At 39.7% G+C, this 25,059-nt stretch carries 22 protein-coding genes; 7 read left to right on the top strand and 15 right to left on the bottom strand.

Annotated elements, in window-relative coordinates:
- Positions 1 to 99: 99 nt before the first annotated feature.
- From ACT29I_RS10160 to ACT29I_RS10145, 4 genes are all read right to left on the bottom strand, one after another.
- A complete protein-coding gene (locus ACT29I_RS10160; protein WP_430932504.1) occupies positions 100 to 1,815 on the bottom strand; it encodes a S41 family peptidase in 1,716 nt (571 codons plus the stop codon).
- A gap of 206 nt (positions 1,816 to 2,021) precedes the next feature.
- Entirely contained in the window at positions 2,022 to 2,747 is a 726-nt protein-coding gene (locus tag ACT29I_RS10155) for a phosphoadenylyl-sulfate reductase (protein ID WP_444793413.1), read from the bottom strand.
- A 76-nt stretch (positions 2,748 to 2,823) separates the two neighbouring features.
- Complete coding sequence (locus ACT29I_RS10150) at positions 2,824 to 3,843, bottom strand: 6-phosphofructokinase (protein ID WP_430932505.1); 1,020 nt, start codon at positions 3,841 to 3,843, stop codon at positions 2,824 to 2,826.
- Positions 3,844 to 4,197: 354 nt separating this feature from the next.
- Positions 4,198 to 5,064 (bottom strand): universal stress protein, encoded by an 867-nt coding sequence (locus ACT29I_RS10145; RefSeq protein WP_444793355.1) that lies wholly within the window; start codon positions 5,062 to 5,064, stop codon positions 4,198 to 4,200.
- A 160-nt stretch (positions 5,065 to 5,224) separates the two neighbouring features.
- On the opposite strand from ACT29I_RS10145, the gene ACT29I_RS10140 reads away from it, so the two are divergent.
- Entirely contained in the window at positions 5,225 to 6,520 is a 1,296-nt protein-coding gene (locus ACT29I_RS10140; RefSeq protein ID WP_444793354.1) for a cryptochrome/photolyase family protein, read from the top strand.
- 50 nt (positions 6,521 to 6,570) lie between these two features.
- On the opposite strand, the gene queA is transcribed toward ACT29I_RS10140, so the two are convergent.
- The 5 genes from queA to ACT29I_RS10115 form a co-directional block, all read right to left on the bottom strand.
- On the bottom strand, positions 6,571 to 7,620 hold the full coding sequence (gene queA / locus ACT29I_RS10135) for a tRNA preQ1(34) S-adenosylmethionine ribosyltransferase-isomerase QueA (RefSeq protein WP_430932508.1): 1,050 nt from the start codon (positions 7,618 to 7,620) through the stop codon (positions 6,571 to 6,573).
- Between the two features lie 197 nt (positions 7,621 to 7,817).
- Positions 7,818 to 8,525: a tRNA pseudouridine(55) synthase TruB gene (truB, locus tag ACT29I_RS10130; protein ID WP_430932510.1), complete on the bottom strand. Its 708-nt coding sequence runs from the start codon at positions 8,523 to 8,525 to the stop codon at positions 7,818 to 7,820.
- Between the two features lie 76 nt (positions 8,526 to 8,601).
- On the bottom strand, positions 8,602 to 9,393 hold the full coding sequence (locus tag ACT29I_RS10125; RefSeq protein ID WP_444793353.1) for an undecaprenyl-diphosphate phosphatase: 792 nt from the start codon (positions 9,391 to 9,393) through the stop codon (positions 8,602 to 8,604).
- Positions 9,394 to 9,426: 33 nt separating this feature from the next.
- Positions 9,427 to 9,678 (bottom strand): DUF3098 domain-containing protein, encoded by a 252-nt coding sequence (locus ACT29I_RS10120; protein WP_430932514.1) that lies wholly within the window; start codon positions 9,676 to 9,678, stop codon positions 9,427 to 9,429.
- A gap of 9 nt (positions 9,679 to 9,687) precedes the next feature.
- Positions 9,688 to 10,569 (bottom strand): cell division protein FtsX, encoded by an 882-nt coding sequence (locus tag ACT29I_RS10115; protein WP_430932516.1) that lies wholly within the window; start codon positions 10,567 to 10,569, stop codon positions 9,688 to 9,690.
- A 266-nt stretch (positions 10,570 to 10,835) separates the two neighbouring features.
- On the opposite strand from ACT29I_RS10115, the gene ACT29I_RS10110 reads away from it, so the two are divergent.
- The gene (locus ACT29I_RS10110) at positions 10,836 to 11,303 is read left to right on the top strand and encodes a YehS family protein (protein ID WP_430932518.1); all 468 of its coding nucleotides are present in this window, start codon (positions 10,836 to 10,838) and stop codon (positions 11,301 to 11,303) included.
- 248 nt (positions 11,304 to 11,551) lie between these two features.
- On the opposite strand, the gene ACT29I_RS10105 is transcribed toward ACT29I_RS10110, so the two are convergent.
- Positions 11,552 to 12,139, bottom strand: coding sequence for a hypothetical protein (locus ACT29I_RS10105; RefSeq protein WP_430932520.1), 588 nt, complete (start codon positions 12,137 to 12,139; stop codon positions 11,552 to 11,554).
- Between the two features lie 333 nt (positions 12,140 to 12,472).
- On the opposite strand from ACT29I_RS10105, the gene ACT29I_RS10100 reads away from it, so the two are divergent.
- Entirely contained in the window at positions 12,473 to 14,068 is a 1,596-nt protein-coding gene (locus ACT29I_RS10100; protein ID WP_430932522.1) for an aspartate:alanine exchanger family transporter, read from the top strand.
- On the opposite strand, the gene ACT29I_RS10095 is transcribed toward ACT29I_RS10100, so the two are convergent.
- The 4 genes from ACT29I_RS10095 to ACT29I_RS10080 form a co-directional block, all read right to left on the bottom strand.
- Positions 14,065 to 15,198 carry an aminotransferase class I/II-fold pyridoxal phosphate-dependent enzyme gene (locus ACT29I_RS10095; protein ID WP_430932524.1) on the bottom strand — a complete coding sequence of 378 codons (1,134 nt, stop codon included), beginning with the start codon at positions 15,196 to 15,198 and terminating at the stop codon, positions 14,065 to 14,067. The two genes, ACT29I_RS10100 and ACT29I_RS10095, sit on opposite strands and share 4 nt — an antisense overlap.
- A gap of 225 nt (positions 15,199 to 15,423) precedes the next feature.
- Positions 15,424 to 16,152 (bottom strand): DNA repair protein RecO, encoded by a 729-nt coding sequence (gene recO, locus ACT29I_RS10090; RefSeq protein WP_444793352.1) that lies wholly within the window; start codon positions 16,150 to 16,152, stop codon positions 15,424 to 15,426.
- Between the two features lie 48 nt (positions 16,153 to 16,200).
- Positions 16,201 to 17,451, bottom strand: a complete 1,251-nt coding sequence (locus ACT29I_RS10085) for a hypothetical protein (protein WP_444793351.1) — start codon at positions 17,449 to 17,451, stop codon at positions 16,201 to 16,203.
- 198 nt (positions 17,452 to 17,649) lie between these two features.
- A complete protein-coding gene (locus ACT29I_RS10080; protein WP_430932530.1) occupies positions 17,650 to 18,315 on the bottom strand; it encodes a CBS domain-containing protein in 666 nt (221 codons plus the stop codon).
- 233 nt (positions 18,316 to 18,548) lie between these two features.
- Between ACT29I_RS10080 and ACT29I_RS10075 the strand changes: the two genes are divergently transcribed.
- Together ACT29I_RS10075 and ACT29I_RS10070 are read left to right on the top strand one after the other, a co-directional pair.
- On the top strand, positions 18,549 to 19,268 hold the full coding sequence (locus tag ACT29I_RS10075; protein WP_430932532.1) for a pyridoxine 5'-phosphate synthase: 720 nt from the start codon (positions 18,549 to 18,551) through the stop codon (positions 19,266 to 19,268).
- 84 nt (positions 19,269 to 19,352) lie between these two features.
- On the top strand, positions 19,353 to 20,162 hold the full coding sequence (locus ACT29I_RS10070) for an alpha/beta fold hydrolase (RefSeq protein WP_430932534.1): 810 nt from the start codon (positions 19,353 to 19,355) through the stop codon (positions 20,160 to 20,162).
- A gap of 136 nt (positions 20,163 to 20,298) precedes the next feature.
- Here the strand turns inward: ACT29I_RS10070 and ACT29I_RS10065 are convergent, their stop codons facing one another.
- Positions 20,299 to 22,755: an FAD-dependent oxidoreductase gene (locus tag ACT29I_RS10065; RefSeq protein WP_444793350.1), complete on the bottom strand. Its 2,457-nt coding sequence runs from the start codon at positions 22,753 to 22,755 to the stop codon at positions 20,299 to 20,301.
- Between the two features lie 209 nt (positions 22,756 to 22,964).
- Between ACT29I_RS10065 and ACT29I_RS10060 the strand changes: the two genes are divergently transcribed.
- Both ACT29I_RS10060 and ACT29I_RS10055 read left to right on the top strand, forming a co-directional pair.
- A complete protein-coding gene (locus ACT29I_RS10060; protein WP_430932538.1) occupies positions 22,965 to 23,681 on the top strand; it encodes a M48 family metallopeptidase in 717 nt (238 codons plus the stop codon).
- 1 nt (position 23,682) lies between these two features.
- On the top strand, positions 23,683 to 25,023 hold the full coding sequence (locus ACT29I_RS10055; protein ID WP_444793349.1) for a deoxyguanosinetriphosphate triphosphohydrolase: 1,341 nt from the start codon (positions 23,683 to 23,685) through the stop codon (positions 25,021 to 25,023).
- The last annotated feature ends 36 nt before the right edge of the window (positions 25,024 to 25,059 follow it).

Raw genomic sequence — 25,059 nt, 5'->3', positions numbered from 1 at the left:
TCGAATTGGCCTTTTGGTGAGGTTTGATGACAATTTTGGGTTAAAAAAAAGGCTCCACTGCGTGTGAAGCCCTTTGAATATTTTATTTCAATTATTTATTTACTTCATACTTCTTTTGTCGCCGGCGTGGCTTAATACAGTACCGTTTAAAATACCGCTATATTTAGTTTCATCACCCAACAATTCAAGCGCTTTTTCCAACTCTTCATCGTTTTGCAAGGAGAATTTTATGGCCCCTTTTTGGTAATAATATCTTTTTACAATCTCGTTACCCAATAACTCACTAACCTCAGATTTAAAGATATTTAAGTCTTTTTGAACATCTAATGTCAACAGTTTCTCGAGTTGTTCGAATTCGGTTTTTGACTTTTCGTAGTAATCTTCCTTTTGGGCCGTTTCCTTTAGCTCCTTTAAAGCTTCTTGTGTTGCCGATTTATATTTAAAATCTTTTTTCGCAGCTACGAATTGCTTGAATTCTTCAAATATTTCATTCGAAATTTTAAAGTTTTCAGGTTTAGCAATCTCATCATGTTTTAAAACAAATTCGGTAGCGTAGTTAAAAAACATGTTCTGTGCTACAAGTGCATAGGCAATGTTGCCATATTTTTGGGGTTCAACCTTAATGTCAGGCGAAACACCGCCCCCATCATAAACAGAACGGCCACCAAAGGTCTTAAATTCCGTAATCAATGAATCGGGAATTAACCCAACACTACCGTCCTCGTTTCGATGGCTGTAATCAACTGCCTGAATGCACCGACCGCTGGGTATGTAATATTTGGCTGTGGTAACTTTAAGCTTGGCATTGTACGACAACGGGCGTGTGGTTTGAACCAGTCCTTTACCAAATGAGCGCTGTCCAATTAAAACCCCTCTATCCATATCCTGAATGCTACCTGCAACAATCTCTGATGCCGAAGCGGAACCTCGGCTGATTAGGACAACCATCGGGCTAATTGTGTCAATAGGTTCCGAAGTAGCACGATATACTTTATCCCACTGACTTACTTTACCGCGTGTAGAAACCACTTCGCTTCCTTTTTTCACAAATAAGTTTACAATCTTAACAGCATCGTCCAACAAACCGCCCGGGTTTCCTCTTAAATCAAGCACAAAGCTTTCGGCACCGTGGTTCTCTTTTAAATCCATAAGTGCTTTAGCTACCTGTTTTGAACAGCTTTGTGTAAAGTTATTCAGGATAATTAATCCTGTTTTGTCGGAAACCATTCCGTAATATGGAACTGGATTGATGGAAATCTTTTTGCGGATCAATTCTATGGTCACTGGTTTGTTTTGGCCGGGACGATCAATCTTCAGTTTAAGCGGTGTGTTGGCCGGACCTTTCAGCATATCGCTTACCTCGGAACTGGATTTTCCAACCACATTCACATCGTTGACCTCCACTAATTTATCGCCCGCTTTTAGACCCGCTAATTGAGCGGGAAAACCCTCGTATGGTTCTGCAATAACAATGTAATCGCCTTGTCTGGAAATCAGGGAACCCATACCTCCATATTCGCCTGTTGTCATAAACTTAAAATCCTCCATATCATCCTCGGGGATATAAGTTGTGTACGGATCAAGCGATTCAAGCATTTCATCAATGCCTTTTTTAATCAGTTTTTCCGGGTTGGTTTCGTCCACATAATAACTGTTCAACTCACGAAAAAGAGTATAAAAGATATCGAGGTTCTTAACGATGGAGAAGTTACGGTTATCGTCGTTGTTAAAGCCTACCAATCCCACCGAAACAACCAAAACAATCAGTGTTCCGCTTATCCACCTAAGTCGGCTTTGTTTATTAAAAATACTCATCTGTTTAAAATTTAACAAAACTCTAATAACCAGTGCAATTTTCAGTCATGCTCCTCCCGCTCTGACGGTACGACCTGTTCCGAACTTGATTTGGAAGGGTATATAACCTAATTATTTGCTCCGGCCATGCCGGTTTCATGTTTTAAATATTAATCTGCTATATCGTGTTTTCTGTATGAAAGAATACCCCGATATAACAATTTTTCTTACTTTTTGTGTAATCCACATTCCTTTGTATCCGGATTTTCCCAGTACCATCGGCCGGCTCTAATGTCTTCGCCCGGCATAATAGCTCTTGTACAAGGCTGGCAGCCAATACTTGGATAACCTTTGTCGTGAAGCGGGTTATAAGGGATACCATTTTCTTTGATGTAATCCCAAACATCTTTCTCGCTCCATTTAGCCAAAGGGTTGATCTTTAAAATATTGTTGTTCTCGTCCCATTCCACTACCTGAACATGGGTACGTGTTACCGATTGATCGGCCCGCAGCCCGCAAACCCATGCCTCTAATCCTTCAAAAGCTCGTTTTAATGGTTCCAGTTTACGGTTGTAACAGCATTCCTTTCTGTTTTCGATACTGTCGTAAAACAGGTTAATCCCCTTTGCTTCAACCATTTTCTGAACGGCTTCTGCTTTCGGTGAATATACCTTTAGGTTTGTTTTGTATTTCTTAGAAGTACGATCAATGAGCTCATAAGTTTCAGAAAATAATCTACCTGTGTCCAAGGTGAAAATATGGGCCTGGTCTGTAACCGAAGTTATCATTTGGGTTAATACCTGATCTTCGGCACCCAAGCTTGAAGCCAATGCTATTTTATCATTATATTTCTTTACGAAGTATCTGATTACTTCAACCGGATTGCTATCCGCAAATTGCGCATTTAGTCCGGCAATTTCTTCCTTTGTCATCCTCTTATTAAGCTTAAAAATGCGGTTGTTGATGCAGCAAAATTAACACCAAACAACCGCAATTGGTTTAACTGTTAGTTTTTTAACTTAAGTTTAACTATAATTTATCGCCAAAGCACACGCCCATATTTCGAGCTTTCATGACTAACCGGTTGTTCGGTTCAATTAATTTAGTTTTCCCCCCTACTTCTTCCAATGCAACAGAGTTGATTTGATTGTTTTTAACACAAACCATCGAGCCGAAATTTTTGTCTTTGATCATTTTGGCTGCGTAAGAACCATAGCGGGTTGCCAGAACCCTGTCGGCTGGAGAAGGAGTGCCACCTCTTTGTGTGTAGCCTAAAATAGTTTCGCGTGTTTCAAGACCTGTCCGTTCCTGGATTTGTTTTCCGATAAATCGGGCGGCGCTCTTTTTTTTCGGAACCTTAATGCCTTCGCCAACCACCACAATGGAATAAGGTTTGCCTCTTTCGGAACGTCTAAGGAGTGCATTGGTAATCACATCCATATCGTACTCTATTTCAGGAAGCAGCACGATGTCGCCGCCTCCGGCAACACCCGAATGCAATGCTATCCAGCCTGCGTTGTGGCCCATTACTTCAATCACCATAACGCGTTTGTGAGAGTTGGCAGTGGTATGAAGTCGGTCAATCGCATCGGTGGCAATGTTGACCGCAGAATCAAAACCAAATGTGACATCGGTACCCCAAACGTCGTTATCAATCGTTTTTGGCAGTCCAACAATGTTGAGTCCTTCCTTGGATAGTAAGTTGGCCGTGCGCTGCGTTCCGTTACCTCCAATACAAACCAGCGCATCCAATCCCATTTTATGGTAATTTTCCTTGATTACCTGAGGTTTGTCTTCCACGGTGTCCCCTTCTTGCGGTTTAAAGGGTTTCATTCGTGAAGTGCCAAGGATGGTTCCTCCCAATGTGAGTATACCGGATAATTTATCTTCGGTTAACAGTTCGTAATCCATATCGATAAGCCCACTAAAACCGTTTGAGATTCCAATTACTTCCATACCATACTGAACAATGGCTGTTTTTCCTACTCCTCTTATGGCTGCATTTATTCCGGGACAGTCCCCGCCTGCTGATAATATTCCTACTTTCATTGCGTAAAATTTGATATTAAGAGATTTTCGCTGCTTGTAGCAAAACATCTATTTGGTAAACCACGGGACTACCATGATAAAAGTCATCATAAAATGACGGGTAAATTTAATTTAAAAATCCCTTTTTAGGAACTAATGTTGCACAGATGTTATAAAAAAGCTTTACTTTTTTATAAGTAGGTTGGGTATTGCTCATTCTCCGGGCTGATTATACGCTATTTTTATTCACCTTCTTAAACTTCTTCGCATTAGCTTGGGCTTTCATTGCGACGGAACAAGCTTTGTGCGTATTCCTTGCCAGGGGAAAAGAAAAATGGTATTAAAGCATTTATTCCGCTTAAGTATTATTTATGTTTATTTGTGAAAGAATAAGGTAGGGATTTCTGCGCTAAAGAGAATTTTCCTGGTTTGGCTGGGGTGCATCATTTTAGCAATAAAGTTACGCTTTTTACGCGTAATAGCCATTAAATCAATATTGTTGTTTTCAATGTATTCCATGGATGCTGCAACCATATCGTGTCCGCAAATATAATCGCAAATCATGCTTTGGTTCCTGTAGGTAGATTTACAATATTCACTGTATTCTTTCAATTGTTCTGCGTCTACTTTTTCTTTTCCAGCAGGACAATATTGAACATTATGTATTTTGGTTTTAAAAGTACCCACTAGTCGGACTAATTTGTGGAGTGAGGTGTATTCGCACTTCGCAAAATCGGTTACAAATAGTATGTTGTTGATTTTGTCAAGATTAAAGCTGTAATTGATAGGGACTGCCATAACCGGAAAGGACACACCTTTAATGATATCCAGTGTTACACTGCCCAGGAGTTCCTTGATAGTTTCGCCCTTGCTTTTTGTTCCCATTACAATTAAATCGGGGTAATATTCCTTACAAAACAATTGAATCGCAACCTCCGGATATCCATCTAAAACCCGCAGCTTGATTTGGAGGTTATTGCTTCTCCTGGTATTGCTAAGAACGTGTGCCTTTAATTTTTCAAGTTCGGTATAAGCATCTTGGTGCGAAAGTATTGTGGTTTCAGATTTTTCGTTTCCACTGTCGGTTTCGCTGTCGCTTTCTCCGTCGCTTTCACTCAAAAAGTTGGTATAACAATAAAGTAAAGTAATTTCACCACCCACATGTTCTGCTATTGCGGTACAATACTCAATTGCCTTTAAGGTGTACGGCGCAAAATTAACTGGAATTAAAAATCTAATCATAAGTAATCCTCCAAGTCAGCTTTTCTTGATATTGTGTTTGTATAAAGTTATCAATATTTAAACAGAATGGTACCAATTGTGTTTCAAATATTAGGAACTGTTAGGTTTATGGTTTAAACAATAACGTAAAAAAAAATAGAATAATATAATATTTAACAAATTGAAAAGTACAACTACCAGAATAAACATCGTTTGGCTCAGAAATGAATTGAGGTTAGCCGATAATGCGGTCATACAAGGAGCTGCCAGGGAAAAACAGCCCATTCTTGTCGTGTATATTTTTGATGAGTCGGCAGTTTGCAAGCTGGATTCGGATGATAGCAGAATTTCATTTATTCACGATCGGCTGAATATTATATATCAAGAACTGAAAGGGCACGGTAGCTCGCTTTGGGTAGCAAGAGGGAATGTAGTAGAGATTTGGAAAACTATCTTTCAAAAATATAACGTAAATGCCATTTATGCAGCTGAAGATTATGAGCCGGACGGAATAAAACGTGATGGTATGATTGCAGATTTGTGTGTAGCCCATCGTGTGGGATTTCAGCTCTTAAAAGACCGTGTAATTTTTGCCAAGGACGAAGTGGTCAAGAAAGACCAAAGTCCATATTCTGTTTACACACCGTATAAAAGGCAGTGGCTAAGGCGGTATCAGGATATGGAGCCGATTCGAAGGAGCGAATGGAGGCCTGTTTTTCTAGATGGGGTTTTACCTTTTCCATCCCTACGTTCGCTGGGATTTGACAGGGGGAGGTTAACGGTGAAGGATTTTACCCTCGAAGGGTTGGAAGACTATGGTAAAAACCGCGACTACCCGTTTAAAAACTCAGGGTCAAACCTGGGGCCACACCTGCGCTATGGTACTACGTGTATACGAAAGGCGGTGGAGGTGGCGATGGGAAAAAGCGAGGTGTTTCTCTCGGAATTGATCTGGCGGGAGTTTTTTATGCAGGCATTATATCATTTCCCTCATTCGGCAACTCGCAATTTTAAAAAACAATATGATTTTATTTCCTGGAGAAACAATGAAATGGAATTTGAGCTTTGGTGCAATGGGAAGACTGGTTTTCCTATGGTAGATGCGGGAATGCGGGAATTAAATGAAAGCGGTTATATGCACAACCGTGCACGTATGGTGGTAGCTTCGTTTTTGTGCAAGCATTTATTGATTGACTGGCGCTGGGGCGAAGCTTATTTTTCGTCCAGGCTGTTGGATTATGAAATGGCGTCGAACATAGGCAATTGGCAATGGGCAGCAGGAACAGGATGTGATGCGGCACCTTATTTTAGGGTTTTTAATCCCACTAGTCAACAGGAAAAATTTGATCCTGATTTTATTTATATCAAGCAATGGATTCCGGAGTTTGGGACGGGGGATTACCCTAAACCCATGTTGGACCATGCCATGGCCAGGGAAAGGGCTATAAGGACGTACAAAGAAGGAATAGTGAAATAAAAAAGCCGCATTATCAATGTAATGCGGCTTTGGATATTTTATTAACAAGGTTATAATATCAACATGGCATCTCCGTATGAACCAAAGCGATACTTTTCTTTAACAGCTACTTCGTAGGCGTTCATCAAATTGTCGTAACCGCTGAATGCTGCGGTCATCATCATTAAAGTGGATAATGGAAGATGGAAATTTGAGACCATGCAGTTAGCAACATTAAATTCATATGGGGGAAAAATAAACTTGTTTGTCCATCCTTCAAAAGGTTTAACGTGGCCAAAAGTAGAGACTGAACTTTCGATGGTTCTCATAACCGTTGTTCCTACAGCACAAATTTTTTGGCGGTCATCTTTCCCTTTGTTAATAATGTTACAGGCTTCTTCGGTGATAAATATTTGCTCCGAATCCATTTTGTGCTTCGTTAGATCCTCAACATCTACCGAACGGAAGTTTCCTAATCCAACATGTAAAGTTATTTCCGCAAAGTTAACGCCTAAGATTTCCAGGCGCTTCATCAGCTCCCTGCTAAAGTGCATGCCCGCAGTAGGTGCGGCAACCGCACCTTCGTGCTTAGCGTAGATGGTTTGGTAACGTTCTTTGTCTTCAGGTTCTACCTTGCGGTTGATAATTTTAGGAAGTGGTGTTTCGCCCAAACCAAAAAGTGCTTTTTTAAATTCATCGTAAGGGCCGTCGTACAAGAAACGCAACGTACGCCCACGTGAGGTAGTGTTGTCAATAACTTCGGCTACCATTTCGTCGCTTTCGCCAAAGTAAAGCTTGTTGCCTATCCTAATTTTTCGTGCCGGATCAACCAATACATCCCAAAGTTTCTGATCACGGTTCAATTCGCGAAGTAAAAACACTTCAATTTCTGCTCCTGTTTTTTCTTTGTTTCCGTGCAGCCGTGCTGGAAAAACCTTGGTGTTATTAAAGATCATTACGTCCTGGTCTTCGAAATATGTAACCAGGTCTTTAAAAACCTTATGTTCTATCTCTCCGGTTTTTTTGTCCAGGACAAGCATGCGGGCTTCGTCGCGATTGTGGGCTGGGTGTAAGGCTATTAGTTCTTCAGGAAGATTGTACTTAAACTTCGATAACTTCATTTGTGTTTGCTTTATATTTTAGTCAACAACGGTTCTTTTCTATTTTATACGGTACAAACGCGTTGTCGTTTGATACGTAGTAACTTATTGGGTAAAAATGCTATTTAAACCTATTGATGTAATTGAGATTGTGTTATTTAAGGTAAATATGCGCATAGGAGCAACCTTATACGCAGAGATTTGCCAAAGGTTACAAATTATTTTAATTTTTTTTCAAAGGTTTCGATATTCATGCTATTTTCGTTGATAAACAGACCGATACGGGTTCTTTTTAGGGCTGTTAAGTGGGCTCCGCTTTTAAGCGCCTGTCCAATATCACGTGCCAAACCACGTATGTATGTTCCTTTACTACAAACAATTCTTAATATCAATTGGTTCTGATCAAATTCAAGAATTTCTATTTCGGTAATAATTAGTTTCTTCGGTTTTAACCCCGGGTCTTTTCCTTTGCGGGCGAATTCATAAGCTCTTTTCCCTTTCACTTTCACGGCAGAAAAAGCCGGGGGTATTTGGTCCAGTTCGCCTATGAATGCATGTAAGGTTTCTTCAACAAGTTCGCGGTTGATGTGTTCCGTGGGATATTCGGCATCAATTTCGGTTTCCAAGTCGAAGGAAGGTGTTGTTGCGCCTAATTTAAGTGTAGCAATGTATTCTTTTTCTTTGGCTTGATAGCTGTCGATGGTTTTGGTGGCTTTTCCTGTGCAAACAATCAAAAGTCCGGTTGCCAATGGGTCCAATGTTCCGGCATGGCCAACTTTTATTTTTTTAACGCCTAATGCATTTCTGATCAGCTTCCGTATTTTGTTGACCAAATCAAAGGATGTCCATTCGTACGGTTTATCAAACAATAAAACCTCCCCTTCTTTAAAATCGTACCCTCCGGGTTTTATATTTTCCACTTCCATTTTCAACATTTTTTATACGCAACAAATGCCTGGGGTAATGTCCACTGACAATTGCTATTTTTTGTTATGTTGTGTTTTACAATGAAAAGGCTATGGCAATTACACCTACCACGGCACAGTACAATGCAAAATAAATCAGTTTTCCTCTTTTTACCAGTTGAATCATGGCATTACATGCCAACAAACCCGACACAAACGCTCCTGTAAAACCCACCATTACAGGAAGGATTCCAATCGAAGTTGAACTTGAGTAGTCGTTTTTTAAAAGGCTCAACACGTTTTCGCCCAGAATTGGAATCAGTACCATTAAGAATGAAAACCGGGCAACGGCTTCTCTTTTGTTTCCCAGTAACAGACCTGTAGCAATGGTTGAGCCTGATCTGGAAATGCCAGGTAGTACGGCAATTGTTTGTGCAATTCCTATGATGAACGCATCTTTAAACGAAACGTCCTTGTCCTTTGCTCTAGCATAAAACGTAAAGGCCAGCAATGTAGCTGTTATGAGCAACATACATCCCACCAAAAGCATTATATTGTCGGTACCGAAAAGTGCTTCTACCTGGTCTTTGAAAAAAACACCTACAATCGCGATTGGAATCATACTCGCCGCGATTTTAAAAAGATATTGGGTTTCCTCATTCCATTTAAACGCAAACAAGCCCGCTATTAATTGGGCTATATCTTTTCTGAAAACAAAAATCGTACTTAATACGGTAGCTCCATGAACCACCACTGTAAAAGTTAGGTTGTCGGTGGCTTCAACACCCAACAGGTGTTTGCCAATTTCCAGATGACCACTGCTGCTAACAGGTAAAAATTCGGTTAATCCCTGCACTATGCCAAGGATTAATGCTTCTATCCAGTTCATTTTGTATTCTTGGTAAATAGGTAAGAGAAATGGCTATTCGTTTTTCTTAGGTTTTTTCATGATGGCATAAATTTCAAAAGCAAAACCTGCCAGCACCAACATGGGGGCTAAAGTAATCCTTTGAAAGCCATATATTTCTTCGTTGAAAACATTTGGGTCCTCGCTTCTACCTCCAATCATTAAAACAAAACCTAATATAACAATGGCGAAACCAATAGCCATTAAAACATAGTTTTCCCTAGATAGGGCAAACTCAAATTTTTTTTCCTGTTTGTTGCTTGACATAGTTGTAAGTTAAAAATATAATTGGTCAGTTTTTAATCGCAAATATTTATTTACCGCAAAATAGGTTGAAACCAACGAAAGAAGGATTCCCACAATGATAACCAAAATAAATAATATCCCGATTAATTCAATATTATCGAATCCGATAAAACCGCCTAATTCCTGGTGCAACAGATAAATGACTCCGGCCAACATGCCATTGGCGATAACCGCGCCTATAAAGCCATGAAAAACACTGATGCTCACAAACGGTTGTCTGATAAACCCTTTGGTTGCGCCAACCAGCTGCATGGTGTTAATCAGAAACCTTTTGGCGTAAACCGACAAACGGATGGTATTATTGATAAGTGCTATTGCTATTAGTAATAGCAATATACTGAACGTTAGTAATATCAAGCTTATTTTGTTTACATTTTCATTTACTTTCTGGATCAGGTTTTTTTGGTAAAAAACCTCTTTGACTTGTGAAAACGAACTGAAAATTTCCTCAACATTTTTAATACTGTCAGGATTGGCGTACTCTGCAAATAATTTAACCTCTATCGAAGAAAGGAGTGGGTTGTATCCCAGAAATTCCACAAAGTCTTCGCCCAATTGATCCTGGAGCTCTTTGGCTGCTCTTTCCTTGTCGATATACTCGGTGGATTTTACATAGGAGGAGGCATCCAGATATTTCTGAAGTCTTCGAACCTCTACTTCCCTGACGTTATCCTTTAATACAATGTTAAAACCAATGTTTTCCTTCACATATGTCGAGAGACGTTGTGCGTTCAACATCAGATATCCCACCGACCCCAATAAAAATAATACCAGTGCAATACTAATTACAGTGGTAAAATATGAGTTTCTAAGCTGTCGTTGTGTATGTTGGCTATCTTTCTTTTTCATCATAAAAATTGGGCGTAAAGATAAAAAAAAGAACCAATGCAAAGTAAGGTTTTCTCTTTTGTTTTGGCAATCTTTGTTTATAGCGAGTAATTTGAGTTGTGCGGACTGGGATATTATGTTTTTCCGCCTACTGATTCGCTGAAAAACTGAAGCAATTCGTGAGATTTTGAGCGCCATATATTGTAAGTATATGTGATAATTATCGGGTCTTTTTTCTAAAATCTATTGATCTATTATTATCTTGGCGCGCTAAATATAAAGTTGGCAGGATGAATAATAATGACGTTTTAAGAAGTTTAAGATATACTTTTGATATTGACGACGATAATATGATAAAGTTGTTTGCCTTGGCGAACGTTACCGTTAGCCGCGCTCAGGTAAGCGATTGGTTAAAGAAGGAAGAAGACGAATCGTTTACAACAATTGTGGATGAATTTTTTTCGGCGTTCTTAAATGGTTTTATTATTTTAAAAAGAGGAAAAAAAGATGGTGAAATACCGGTAAACGAAAAAAGGTTGAACAATAACTTAATCCTGCGAAAGCTTAAGATTGCCCTTCAGTTAAAGGATGCTGATATGATTGAAATTCTTTCCTTGTCGGATTTTAGAATAAGCAAGCATGAGTTAAGCGCTTTTTTTCGTAAACCCGGACAGAATCAGTATAGGGTTTGTAAGGATCAGATATTGAGGAAGTTTATGTTTGGCTTACAGAAAAAATTTAGGCCTAAAGTCGAATAACCAATATTTTTTAATTCTGTGTTGTCGTAAAAAAATGCGGAACATGGTTTTACAAGGTAGCTTTACAAGGCAGCCTGGCTATGAAAGTTGAGATAGAAAATTGTCAATTGGCATCCAGCAATTTAAGGCACTGCTTTGCTTTAGGTCTAATGGTATGCAATGAAAAATAGGATTAGATATAAAAGTTTAAAAGTTGCCCTGGTTATTGCTGGTTTTATTAGCATTTAGGACAACTTTTGTTAATATGGTTAGAATCTTTTTCCGATTGAAACACCGAAAGAATAGGAAGAGTAATGTTCTTTAAAGTCATAAGAGAAAATAGGGGTTAATTCCCATCCTTGTGCAATCTCAACTTCAAAATCGATACCTGCTTTTAACACCATAAACATTTCTGAATCTTCACCTTCAATAAATTCGGTTTCAATGCCTGGACCAGCAAAAATCCCCAACCTGTGCAATGGCTTGTAACGTGCAACAGCTGCTGTTACCAGAATATTATTTCGTAACAATTCATTATGTTGGTCGGTATGTATGTAATATTCATCCAGCTCAATATCGGCTAATACACCGAGGTCAAATTTTTTGGATAAGGTATAATAATATTCCGCTCCGATAGTCGGGATCCATTTCCCGGTGCTTTCCTGGTGAGTTTCGTGTTCGTAAAATGCTGCTTCAACATGGGTAAAACCGGCATAAAAGGCAACTTTATGTTTCCCGTGAACATTTTCGGGGCCGCTTTTACCGACGTGAATATTTTCACCCTCATGATGTTGGGCAACTAAATTGTTGCTTGAAACTAAAACCAGGCTAAGTGCAATTAAATTAATCAATCTCATTTTTATTTTTTTTATAGGGGCTTTATTTAACGGACGGCAAATGTAAGAGAAATCGCTTTTAAGTGTTATTGCACACCATATTTGTTAACAATAATTAGCACTCCACCTATGCCGACGGATCGGCTAATGGTTAAAAATTTATTCCCTGGTGTTTTAAGCTAATATTTAAGGTGCAGATATATAGTGAGATATGAAAATATGTAACTTATGCACATATTTTCAGATGTTACAATGTTCAATTTTTAACTAATGTTAATAAACATTACAAAAAGGTATGCTCTATAATGAATACCTGATAAATAGTTATCTTTGGCGGCCTAATCTGATTTAATTATGTGGGAGTTTTTGCAGCAAGGGTATTTTGCCCTATTCGTTATTATTTGTTTGGGCTATATTATTGGAAATGCCAAATTTAAGGGAATATCACTCGATATTTCAGCAATTATTTTTGTAGCTCTTGTGTTCGGACATTATGGCTTGGTCATGCCGCCCATTATCGAAAAAATAGGGTTAATACTTTTTGTGTATACTATAGGTATTCAGGCTGGGCCGGGTTTCTTCGATTCCTTTAAAAAACAAGGCAGAACCTTAGTGGCAATGGCTGCCGTTGTAATTATTTCCGCTTCGGCACTTACTTATTTAGCTATAGTTTTATTTGATATTGAAGTGGCAGTGGCCATTGGTCTTTTAACCGGTGCGCTTACAAGTACGCCAGGTTTGGCTGCGGCCATCGAAAGTACGGGCTCCACAGGTGTTTCCATTGGTTATGGTATCGCCTATCCTTTTGGGGTGATTGGTGTAATTTTGTTTGTTCGTCTGTACCCTAAATTTACAAGGGTTAATCTTCAAAAGGCAGAGGAAGATTACGAGAAATCATCCGAAGAAAGCTTTCCCGAAATATTTTATAGACATTTTAAGGTAGAAAACGATAACGTTGCCGGTAAATCGATCGGTGAGCTAAGGGTTAGGACGATGACGCAAGGTGTGATCTCCCGTGTTAAAACAAATGGGGAACCACACGTTCCTTCTTCCCAAACTATACTGCACCAGGGAGATATTATCAAGGTGGTTGGTACCGAAGAGGCTCTAAAAAAAGTGGAACTTTTGATTGGAAGCGAAACAAAAGAGGAAATTCCTTTGAAACAAGGCTACGAAATACAGTCGATACTTGTATCTAATGCCAACGTGGTTAACAAAACCATTAAGGAAATATATCAGTGGACGGCTACTTACCATGTTACGATCACCAGGGTACGACGTTCAGGTATTGATATAACACCAACCCCAAACCTACGCTTACAAATGGGCGATAAAATTAAAATATCGTGCAGCAAGGCGCATATGCAATTGGTAACCAAAATATTTGGAGGTAACAGTAAAAAGCTATCAGATACTAACTTTTTTCCCATTGCCGCAGGTATAGTGTTGGGATTCTTCCTGGGTAAATTCTCGCTCAATTTCGGCCATTCCTTTACTTTTTCGTTAGGGTTAACAGGGGGTGTGCTAACTGTAGCCATGATTTTAAGCCGGATTGGAAAAACAGGGCCGATCATTTGGTCCATGTCGGGGGGCGCTAACCAACTGCTGCGGACGCTTGGACTGATGTTTTTTTTAGCTGGCGTCGGAACAAAAGCGGGTGCTCATATTGTCGAAACGTTTAATCAATATGGCTTCACTTTGTTTTTAGTTGGGGGCGGACTTACACTTATCCCCATGATACTGGGGGCTGCGGTTGCGCAATGGGCATTTAAGGTTAATGTTCTTTCAATGTTGGGGGCATTAACCGGATCAATGACAAGTACGCCCGGGTTGGCGGCCGTGGATCCCATGACAGAAACCAATGCGCCATCCATAGCATATGCCACGGTTTATCCAGTAGCAATGGTGTTGTTGATTATTTGCGTTCAAATATTAGCCTCGTTGGGTTAAATGCTTTTTAATCTATTTGCTGCATCAATAATTTGTTCGTCGCTTAATGATAAATTAATTTGCAGGAATTTCTTTTTGCTTTTCTCGCGATAATAGAAACTGATGGGAACTGTAGCAATATCCTGCTCCCGAATCAATTTGTAGGCCATGTCCACATCGCTTTTGTCAATAGGCGTTTCAAAACTTATCAATTGAAAATAGGTTCCCTTGCTAGGGATGGCTTTGATCTTGGAGTCTTCTATGATAGACAGAAATAAATCCCTTTTCTTTTGGTAAAATGCTGCAAGTTGATTGAAACTACTTTGCTGATTAATATATTCTGCGATTGCCATTTGGTAAGGCAAATTAATGCCTTCCCCAACAATGTCAATTATTTTACGTAATTCATTGGTTAGTTTGGCCGAAGCCATGCAATATCCAATATGCCAATTGGGAATATTCAGCGTTTCGTTGAACGAGGATACAATAATGCTACGTTCCCTTAACAACGGGTAAAGTGCGATACTCTGGTGCATTTCACCGTCAAACACGATATGCTCGAACGATTCGTCAGCTATAACCACAATGTTGGTGCCGTTCAGGATTTTCTGAAGACGTATCATGTCCAATTCAGACATGGTTGAACCAGTAGGGAAGTGAGGTGAATTAATAATAATCATGCGGGTGGTGGTGGAAATTAATTTTTGTACCTCTTCCCATTCCACATGAAAATCGGGCGGACGTAAGGTAACGGTTACAGGACGTGCACCTGTCGTTTCAATGGCTTGCTCGTAGCTTCTGTGGGTGGGTTCAAACACCAGTACCTCATCTCCTTCTTTCAGAAAGGCCATAATGGCAGCAAAAATACTTTGTTTAACCCCGGAGGTAATGGTAACCTCCGTTTCCGGATCGTATCTGTGATCGTATAACTTGGAGGTCTTGGCTGAAATGGACGCTCTTAAGTCCATCAAACCAAACCTGGGCGAAGGATAGTTTGCATTAGGAAGAACTTTGTTAAGCAATATTTGCTCCAACTTTGAGTTGCATTTCACATACGAATGGCTTTCTGCTAAATTTAGCAACGACGTTTCCCGGGCATATTCAATAATAGCCTTTGGCGATGTCAGGTTATCTGTATTGTGTGTAATCATATTAATTATAGTTCTAGTACGTAGTTTGGTTATTTGTTTTAATCGTCAATCTTTCGAAAATACAAAAGTTAACGCTTTATTGTTATGGGTTTTACCATGGCTTAAAATAGTTTTTACGCACTAATTTTTAGTCAAAGGCAAAGCAATTTACAAAAGTTTTTTCTATAAATAATCCTTAAGGGATGGATTTACATTAATATTACGCCAAAGGCATGTTTTTTTCTACTATCGGAATAATTCCTTTAATACTTCAAGTGACTTTATGTTGGAAAAACCGGCAAGGTGCAGCTGGTAATACTCCAACATTTTCTCGATAAAATTTATTCTCTCATCCTGACTAATTCGAATGCGCTCAAGCTCATCAATTCCGGTTTTTTCCAGTAGGAGTAGAATAGCAGTTTCGGAGTGGTTCATATAATGCGGGTGTGCAGGTTCGGATTGCTGAAACAAGCCTTTTTTCAAATCAAAATATTTGCAGCCCTCAATATTCTGGAAATGTGGGTAAAAACCCAATGGGCGCGTTAATCGGAACAATAAAAAAAGATGAAAATTTTGGACCCCAAGCAAATGACTGTCGAGGATGGATATAGACTGATGCAAAAAATCAAATAAACTTTCTTCTCTTTTGTCCTCTTGTTTTAGCGCTTTGTTGAGCACTTCGGCAATAAAAAAAGCCAGGCTTCGCCTCACAGGTTCAAACGGTATTTGCGTAAATGGGGTGTTCACCTTAAAATCCTTGATTCGATGCACCGTTTTTTTATCGTTATGGTACACTTCAAGGTCTAACAGCGTAAGCGGTTGTAGGAAAACATTTTTTCCCTTGTTTTTTCGGCTCCTAACCTGATTGATCATATAGGACTGTAGACCGAATCTTTGGGTATAAATGTGGGAGATGATACTCGACTCGGCATATCGTGTGTAGTTTAAAACTATTCCTTTGGTTGACTCAATCATTTAGGCATATTTAATACAAAAATACCATTAATTTTTCCAAAAAATATATTACATCGCTAAATTCAGGTGGATATAGAAACCACTTACACCAAATTTATTGATTGAATAATTAAGTGAGACAACTTTGTCGTAGTAGGTAACTAAGTCTAATCCAATACCATAACTGTATAAAAAAGAGTTGCTTAATGTATTGGTAATGCCGGGATTACCTTTATGGGCATACCCTCCGTCGGCAAAAGCTTTTAGATACAGAGCGTAATGGAATTTCGAAAACTGATTAAGATCGATAAAATTGAGGTAAGCTGTTTTTGTCGGGATCAGTTCAAATGATATTTTCTGTTTGCTATAGGCAAAACTGGTGCCGTCGATAACGTTGTACTCATAACCGTTTAAAAACTCGTTGTATCCCAACTCGGAATTAACAATTAAAGGCTTGTTATCGGATGTGTTCATTATGCCTCCCATATTCCAACCGTAGTATAGTCGATTGGATATCATTCCGTAATGTTGGAATTTAAGGATAAAAGTAAGATTGGAGTAGCTGTTGGAGATAATACCCAGACCATTCTGCATTATGGTTCCTTCAACCATACTGCCTTTTATCGGGTAAGATTTATTGTCGCGTTTATCAAAATTATAGGTGTAAGCCAGGTTCAAATAGGTTAAGGATGTATTTCCGTGAGGTAAATAGTCGGGGTTGAGCGCTGCCAGCGTGTCTTTAATGTGAAAGGCATCATGGCCCAGAGTTAACCTATGGCGATGATAGAATTTATGGCGATAATTTAACATGAAACGTGACTTCCATTTTTGTTGCAGAATGGCATGGTTCGATTTAATATATACGGGCTCATTGTTTATAATATCATAGGATACTTGGTTGTTAACGTGATATCCCAGTGCCGAGCCCCAACTAATACGATTGTTATAATCGGCGGACTTATAATATAGAACAACCTCGTTCAAATAACCCAGCCTCAATTTCATTTTAAAGGTCTCATTCATGCCCCTGAAGTTAAGCCGCTTAAGGTAAAGGCCGTAATTTATCCTCGACCAGTCTCCGTTTTCCAAAAAGGAACTGAAATTTCGGCCGGCGTGTTCAAAAATGGGTAGAGCCCATAAATACCAGCGTTCGTCCACTTTTACTTCAAAGGCGATCTCGTTATTGGAGATCAGCCAATAGTCGATGTACACGAAATTAAACAGAGAGGTATTGTGAAGGTTCTGACGCGATCCGCCAACCAAATCGTATAATTTGGAGGTAGGTAACCGAGAGTTTTTTTTGAATAGCAGTTCGTTCAAGATTACTCTAGCTTTGGTTTTTTTATTGCCCGCCAAATATATTTTTGCAACCAGCAGGGTGTCTGCAGCCTTGGAAAGATCGATAGCTACCGTATTATTATTTGCATGTAGCTGGCTTGCGAAAAGGCAAAAAAAACAAAACAGTAAAATTTTAAACTTTTTATATATTAAGAAATATGTCAACTACACAGGTTATCTTTATACATTCAGATACCTTATCAAGGCATCATAGTTCTTCTTAATAATTTCATCAACAGTATTATGTTCTGAATATGAGGCTGTCACCGTATAATCATATCGGTCAAAAGCTCTAAGCACAGGGGTTATGTCTTCCCTGTTAAGTTTGATGGTAATTTTTAAGGTATCGCTTTTTTCGTCATGGTTCAGGTAGAAGCTTAATACTTTGGTATCAGAGTCTTCAATGATCCTGGCTATTTCGGAAATTGAATAATCATACGAGGGCACTTCTATTTCCACAATTCCACCTGGCGTATGAACCGCAATTAAATCGGCAAAATTCTTTAACAAATCGGTTTGCGTTATCAAACCCAAATATTCTTTTTGGTTGGTCAATACCGGAACCACTGTCAATTGCAGTCTCGAAGCCACTTCGATCACAGAGTAAATATGTTGATCGTAAGTTACGTATGGGGCGGTTAACGACAATTGATGGTTTCCCAACGGTTCTTCGGGTTTGTTCAGGTCAAAAATATCCGTATCGGTCACCAGGCCAAGCAACTGCTTGTTGTTGACAATGGGCAGGTGCGAGACCCTAAAAACCTCCATCCAGTTCAAGGCATCCAGGCCGGAATCTGAGGTTCGTAATGCGGGAACTATATCTGATATCAAATCTTTTGCTAACATACAACAGTTTCAAGAAATACTCTTAACTTTGTGTTCTATTTAAATTGTTTCCTGCTACCTTTTAGCTGGAGCCATTTTAAACGGAACGAAGGAGAGGCATTTGATTTCTCCTTTTTTTATAGTACTCAGGATAAATTTACTTGCATAATATGAAACAATCAAATGATTGATTGGTTTATTTATGACTTTTAGACTAACGTCCTGTGGATGATGACAAAATAGAATAGAATAAGATGACAAAATTAAGTGTAAATATTAACAAAATAGCCACTTTAAGAAACTCGAGAGGTGGTAATCAACCCAACGTGCTAAAAACTACCATTGATGTTCAGGAGTTTGGTGCAGAAGGTGTTACGGTTCATCCTAGACCGGACGAAAGACATATTCGGTACCAGGATGTGATTGATATTAAGCCTATTATTGTAACGGAATTTAATATTGAAGGCTATCCTTCAGCGAAATTTATCGACTTGGTGAAAAAGGTTAAGCCCAATCAGGTTACGTTAGTGCCCGATCCGCCGGAAGCACTTACTTCAAATGCAGGTTGGGACACTATAAAGAATCAATCTTTTTTGCAGGAGGTTATTGCTGAATTTAGTGAGGCCGGTATTCGTACTTCAATTTTTATTGATACCGATTTGGTTAATATTGCTAATGCCCCCAAAACCAATGCCGACAGGGTAGAGCTGTACACAGAGCCTTATGCCGCTATGTACGCTAAAGACAGGGAAGCAGCAGTAGCCCCCTTTGTTGCAGCTGCTGAAATGGCCAGAAAAGGAGGGCTGAAAATCAATGCGGGTCATGATCTGAGCTTGGAGAACCTGAAGTTCTTCTCTGAGAAAATACCTTTTTTGGCGGAGGTATCAATTGGTCATGCATTAATCTGTGATGCACTGTATATGGGTCTCGAGAAAACGATACAGCTATACAAACAGCAGTTGCGTAGGCTGTAGTGAATTTCTGAAACAGAAAATATTCAGGAACGGTTGTTTGTTTGCATAGTGCAAGTGAAGAACCGTTTTTTTAATGATACGATTATGGAACTATTCTTTCGGGAACTGGGACAGGGAAATACAAACCTGGTTATAATTCACGGACTTTACGGGTCTTCCGACAATTGGTTGAGCATAGCAAGGTTGTTGGAGGATAAGTTCAGGATATTTATTATCGATCAACGAAATCACGGGCAATCGCCCCATTGCGATGATATGAGCTATTCGCTGATGGCGGATGACATCAAGCGTTTTATGCAACAGCAAAAGCTGGACAAAACTATAATTATGGGACACTCCATGGGTGGAAAAACCGCTATGGCTTTTGCCTTGCAGTACCCGGATTTGGTAGAGAAACTGGTGATTCTGGACATTGCACCAAAATCGTATGGTAGTTTCAGCAACTATGCGAAAATTACTAATGATCACAGATCTATTGTTGATGCCTTGCTCTCGATTAATCCATCGGAATATACATCGCGAAGTTCGATCGACAAAGCTTTGAAGGACAAAATTCCAAACCAAATGGTACGTTCGTTTTTGCTAAAAAATATCGGGAGAGACCCGAATAAACAATTGAAATGGAAATTGAATATTCAAGCTATCTCCAATAACCTGGTTAAAATAATGGATGGCGTTGCCGAATTTGAAGCAGCCAAAGCGTTTCCTGAAGAGAAGGCAGTCGTATTAATTCGGGGTGCTAATTCAACGTACGTGCTGGATGAGGACATGCAGCAGGTACGCAAATATTTCCCCTCGGCACAATTGGCCGATATTCCTAATGCTGGTCATTGGCTTCATGCAGAACAAACCGAGTTGTTTATAAAAACAGTAAGGTATTTTTTGGATGTTTAAATCCTGATAAGATAACCCTTTATTGTTGCCTGTTAATTGGTAAAAAAATAATATATTATCAATTTTACGTATGTACCTTAGCACCAATATTCTGCCATTTTTTGGCAAAATATCGGGGATAAGGTACCAAAATGTTCTAGATAAATAGATTTAAATTGGACTGCTCAGCTTCTTCAAGGTAATTGGCGACTCCACCAATATTAACACCTTCAATCAGCTCTTCTTGTTGAACACCCATGATGTCCATGCTCATTTGACAGGCAATCATGTTAATGCCACTTTTTTTGGCCTGATGAATCATGGTTTCCAGTGCATCCACGTTTTTGTCCTTCATGCGAAGTTTCATCATACGACGACCCATACCACCCATGTTCATATTCGATAGTTTCAGCTTTCCGGCATGCCCGGGCATCATCTTGTCAAACATGTTGCCCATCATATCCTTTTTGACCTTGGGTCGATTAATATCTTTTATAACGTTAAGTCCCCAAAAAGTAAAGAACATGGTTACTTGCTTGCCCATGCTGGCAGCTCCGTTGGCGATAACAAAGGAAGCCAATGCGCGATCCATGTCGTCACTGAACACCACCATGGTTTTGTGGTCGGTTCCTGCTTTTGGCAGCGTGCTGTTTTCGGAATCTTTTTTAAATTTTTCGATGATGGCAGTAATTTCCCCTGCATTGTTTTCCCTTTTCACCAAGCGGTGTCCGGTTACCTTGCACCACGAAGCAACATCATTGTAAAATCCAGGGTCAGTAGCCTTTACCTCCAGCCTGTCTCCATATTCAATGGAATCAATACTTTCTTTAAGTTTTAGCACAGGGCCGGGACATTGCAAGCCACAGGCATCAACGGCCATCGACTTGACCTCGATCTTCGGCATTTCTGCTTTTACATCTTCAGCTTGGATTTGGTCATGGGTAAAAAAGATAGCATTCGATTGTTCAGCCATGGCTTGTTTATATACTTTTAAACCTCCCGAAAGATTGAAGACTTCCGCAAACCCACTTTGCTTTAAAATTCTGGCGGCTACGTATCCGCGTAACCCCACCCCGCAATAAATCATTATTTTTTTGTCATGAGGAATACGGTCCAGATTCTCGCGGATTTTATCTAATTCGATGTTTACCGAGTCTTCAATGGCATCAATGGCATATTCTTCGGGAGTACGAACGTCTAAAACAAAAACATCCTTTTTAATTCTTTTGTGAAAATTAAAAGGCGAAAGTGGCTTAAATAAACCTTTTATTATATTTTCTGCGTTGTAACCGGCTTGGTTTACCGGGTCTTTAGCCGAACTAAAAGGGGGAGCGTAGGCATGCTCTATTTCCTGTAAATCGTATATGGTTCCGTTGTTCTTAATAACGGTTGCCAGTAAATCAAGTCGTTTATCCACGCCTTTGTATCCGATTACTTGACCGCCGTATAGTTTACCCGATTCCGGATCAAAACTAATTTTAAGCATCATCTGCATAGATCCGGGATAATAACCGGCATGAGAACCTGCATGAACAATGGTGCAATCGTGTTTAATGCCCTGGGCTTTAAGTCCTCGATGTGTCATCCCGGTTATTCCGGCTGTCATGTCAAAAACCTTGGCAATGGCAGTTCCTATTGAACCCTTGTATTTTCTATTGTGTCCGTAAACCATATTGTCGGCCAGGATTCTGCCCTGACGGTTTGCCGGGCCTGCTAAAAACGCGATGGTAGGTTTGCCCGTAATCGGATGAGGGAATTCAATGCTATCTCCAACTGCATAGATATCCTTAACTGAAGTTTGTAAATATTCATCTACCCATACTCCACCTGTTTCGCCAATTTTTAATCCGGCCTCTTTGGCCAAAGTTGTATCTGGTTTAACACCGATAGACAGGATAATAAAATCGGCCTGAATAATCCGCCCGCTGGAAAGAGCTACCTGAATGATATCGCCAACCTGTTTAAACTCAGTAACGGCATCCTTTAAAAACAGACCAACCTTTTTATCTTTGAAATGGTGATGCAAGGGAGCTGCAATTTCACTGTCCATCATGTTCATAACCTGCGGGGACGCTTCAACCACAGAAACGTTTACACCACGATGATGCAGGTTTTCTGCCATTTCGAGTCCAATAAAGCCTGCTCCTACCACAACTGCAGTGCGAGGTGTTGAATCATCAACAAAAGCTTTTATTTTGTCCGTATCCAGAACATTGCGTAAGGTAAAAATATTGGGTAAGTCAATTCCTGGGATAGGTGGTTTTACCGGGGAAGCTCCAGGTGATAAAACCAGTTTGTCATAGCTTTCGGTATAACTATCGCCTGTTTTTACCGATGTAATGGTGACTTGTTTTTTATCTGGGTTAATGGAGGTAACCAAGGAATACACCCTGATATCAATGTTGAAACGTGTACCAAATGATTCAGGCGTTTGTACCAACAGTTTTTCCCGTTCTTTGATTACGCCACCAATATAGTAAGGCAAGCCGCAATTGGCATATGAAATATGTGGGCCTTTTTCAAACATGATTATTTCGGCTTTTTCATCCACTCTTCTTAATCGGGCTGCCGTGGTAGCCCCGCCGGCAACACCTCCTACAATTACGTATTTCATTTTATAATTATCTATCTTTTATATTCATTATCAGTGTAATATATAATGCGTGCAGGGTTTATGTCTACATTTATTTTTCAAGGATACAAATATATGCATATTGCAATATCTACAAATATGGATATGTATGTTATTGAACATGTTTTAATGCAGGTAATACTTTATTGTTTTAATTGGGATTCCTTTCATATTTCGCTTATTTTGCAAGTATGGAATTAATAGACATAAAAGGGGTGGGGCCTGTGTTGTTTCAGGCAAGCAAAAGGGCAAAGAGACTGTCTATTAAGCTAAAGCCATTCGAGCCTGTCAAGGTTGTTGTACCTGTAGATATGCATCCCCGGGAGGCCCTTAAGTTTGTCGAAAGCAATAAGCAATGGATTTTGCAGAACATGGCCAAGGTGAAGGAAAGAGAAAACGATCTGACCATATTTGATGAAAAAACAGATTTCAGAACCCGATCATTCGCATTGCGTATCAAAAAATCCCCGCTTTCGCAGATGAGAATGCAGTTAAGAGATGGTATCTTATCGGTGGAATATCCCGGCCATATGGATGTTAAATCAGCTAATGTTCAGGACAATATCCGATATGCAATAGAAGAAGCTTTGCGATTATCGGCCAAAAACTATTTACCCAAGCGCCTGCATCAATTGGCCCAACAGCATGGGTTTTCGTACAACAGGGTATTTATCAAGAATTTAAAAACACGTTGGGGAAGTTGCTCTCATGTAAACAACATCAACCTTAACCTTCATTTAATGCGCTTGCCGGACCATTTAATCGACAGTGTTTTATTGCACGAACTATGTCACACCGTTGAAAAAAACCATGGAAAGGGCTTTTGGGCATTAATGGATAAGGTAACCAATGGACAGGCAAAAATGCTCGACAAAAAAATGAAGGATTACCGTACAGTAATTTATTAATATGAACTGGGATCAATTATTATCGACAAAGCGCACCGGACAGGAAGAACGCGTGTATACCGTACAGCACCAACGAACTCAATTCCAACGCGATTATGACCGTCTGGTTTTTTCATCACCCTTTAGGAGACTGCAGGATAAAACCCAGGTTTTTCCCTTACCAGGAAGCGTCTTTGTGCACAACCGATTAACGCACAGTTTGGAGGTAGCCAGTGTTGGACGTTCGTTGGGACATAATATCGCAGCGTTTTTGTTGGAGAATAAAGGGCTCAAAAACACCCTAATAAACGAAATTGGAAGTGTTGTGGCTACTGCTTGCTTAGCGCATGATATGGGTAATCCGCCTTTTGGTCATTCGGGAGAGTCTGCACTTTCGCAATACTTTGTAAAAGGAGACGGGCGAAAACTGAAGGATGGATATGTAATTAGTGATGCCGAGTGGAATGACCTGATTGAATTCGAAGGAAACGCCAATGCATTTCGTCTTCTTACCCATCAATTTAAAGGAAGAAGAAAAGGTGGATTTGGACTAACATATTCATCGGTGGCTTCTATTTTAAAATACCCCTATGCCTCAGGCCTTGAATCTAAAAAGAAGTATGGTTTTTTCCAGTCAGAGAAGGAAATGTTTGAGCGGGTAGTAAAAGAGCTTGGATTAATTGAGACTGAACCGGGGGTATATTGTCGTCACCCTCTGGTTTACCTGGTCGAAGCGGCCGACGATATATGTTACCAAGTAATGGATGTGGAAGATGCCCATAAGCTTCGGATTTTAGACACCGTAAAAACCAAGGAAATATTATTGGCTTTTTTGGCAGAAGATGAGGATAAAGCTACAAGAGATAGAATTGAAGAGGTAAGCACAGAGGTGACCGATACCAACGAACAGATTTCTTTTATCCGGGCTTCGGTTATCGGCAAACTGGTAGGTTGTTGTACGCAGATATTCAAGGCTAATTATGATCGCATCATGTCGGGGAATTTTTCTGGTAGTTTGATCGATCATTTGGAGGGCAAAACAAAACAAGCCGCAGAGAATTGCTCCGAGATATCCTTTAATGATATTTACAGGCATCAATCAGTGGTTGAAATAGAACTGTCAGGTTTTAAAATATTAGGATCATTGTTGCACGAATTTTCCAAGGCCGTGCTAAACCCCCAAGATAAATATTCGAAGATGCTATTACCGTTTATACCTAATCAGTATTCTGTTGGATTAGAAGCAAGCCCCTATCAAAAACTGCAATCGGTACTGGATTACATTAGCGGCATGACCGATGTTTACGCGCTCGATTTGTACCGGAAAATTAATGGAATTGGCCTGGCGGATAAGAGGTTTTAGCAATTAGCCCTTAGCTGCAAGCTAAAAGCCAATCGC

This window comes from Saccharicrinis sp. GN24d3, from assembly GCF_052400645.1.
In the GTDB taxonomy this organism is placed as follows: domain Bacteria; phylum Bacteroidota; class Bacteroidia; order Bacteroidales; family Marinilabiliaceae; genus Saccharicrinis.
Note: the sequence above shows the minus strand (reverse complement) of the source record. Positions and strands in the feature narration are given on the sequence as shown.

What these genes read in the sequence shown, in the direction of transcription:
- ACT29I_RS10070 (WP_430932534.1), top strand. Translation starts at nt 19,353, where the DNA reads ATGGAACTATTCTTTCGGGAACTGGGACAGGGAAATACAAACCTGGTT.
- recO (WP_444793352.1), bottom strand. Translation starts at nt 16,152, where the DNA reads ATGATTGAGTCAACCAAAGGAATAGTTTTAAACTACACACGATATGCC.
- ACT29I_RS10125 (WP_444793353.1), bottom strand. Translation starts at nt 9,393, where the DNA reads ATGAACTGGATAGAAGCATTAATCCTTGGCATAGTGCAGGGATTAACC.
- ACT29I_RS10105 (WP_430932520.1), bottom strand. Translation starts at nt 12,139, where the DNA reads ATGAGATTGATTAATTTAATTGCACTTAGCCTGGTTTTAGTTTCAAGC.
- ACT29I_RS10145 (WP_444793355.1), bottom strand. Translation starts at nt 5,064, where the DNA reads ATGATTAGATTTTTAATTCCAGTTAATTTTGCGCCGTACACCTTAAAG.
- ACT29I_RS10120 (WP_430932514.1), bottom strand. Translation starts at nt 9,678, where the DNA reads ATGTCAAGCAACAAACAGGAAAAAAAATTTGAGTTTGCCCTATCTAGG.
- queA (WP_430932508.1), bottom strand. Translation starts at nt 7,620, where the DNA reads ATGAAGTTATCGAAGTTTAAGTACAATCTTCCTGAAGAACTAATAGCC.
- ACT29I_RS10150 (WP_430932505.1), bottom strand. Translation starts at nt 3,843, where the DNA reads ATGAAAGTAGGAATATTATCAGCAGGCGGGGACTGTCCCGGAATAAAT.
- truB (WP_430932510.1), bottom strand. Translation starts at nt 8,525, where the DNA reads ATGGAAGTGGAAAATATAAAACCCGGAGGGTACGATTTTAAAGAAGGG.
- ACT29I_RS10100 (WP_430932522.1), top strand. Translation starts at nt 12,473, where the DNA reads ATGTGGGAGTTTTTGCAGCAAGGGTATTTTGCCCTATTCGTTATTATT.
- ACT29I_RS10055 (WP_444793349.1), top strand. Translation starts at nt 23,683, where the DNA reads ATGAACTGGGATCAATTATTATCGACAAAGCGCACCGGACAGGAAGAA.
- ACT29I_RS10080 (WP_430932530.1), bottom strand. Translation starts at nt 18,315, where the DNA reads ATGTTAGCAAAAGATTTGATATCAGATATAGTTCCCGCATTACGAACC.
- ACT29I_RS10065 (WP_444793350.1), bottom strand. Translation starts at nt 22,755, where the DNA reads ATGAAATACGTAATTGTAGGAGGTGTTGCCGGCGGGGCTACCACGGCA.
- ACT29I_RS10115 (WP_430932516.1), bottom strand. Translation starts at nt 10,569, where the DNA reads ATGATGAAAAAGAAAGATAGCCAACATACACAACGACAGCTTAGAAAC.
- ACT29I_RS10095 (WP_430932524.1), bottom strand. Translation starts at nt 15,198, where the DNA reads ATGATTACACACAATACAGATAACCTGACATCGCCAAAGGCTATTATT.
- ACT29I_RS10160 (WP_430932504.1), bottom strand. Translation starts at nt 1,815, where the DNA reads ATGAGTATTTTTAATAAACAAAGCCGACTTAGGTGGATAAGCGGAACA.
- ACT29I_RS10075 (WP_430932532.1), top strand. Translation starts at nt 18,549, where the DNA reads ATGACAAAATTAAGTGTAAATATTAACAAAATAGCCACTTTAAGAAAC.
- ACT29I_RS10110 (WP_430932518.1), top strand. Translation starts at nt 10,836, where the DNA reads ATGAATAATAATGACGTTTTAAGAAGTTTAAGATATACTTTTGATATT.
- ACT29I_RS10060 (WP_430932538.1), top strand. Translation starts at nt 22,965, where the DNA reads ATGGAATTAATAGACATAAAAGGGGTGGGGCCTGTGTTGTTTCAGGCA.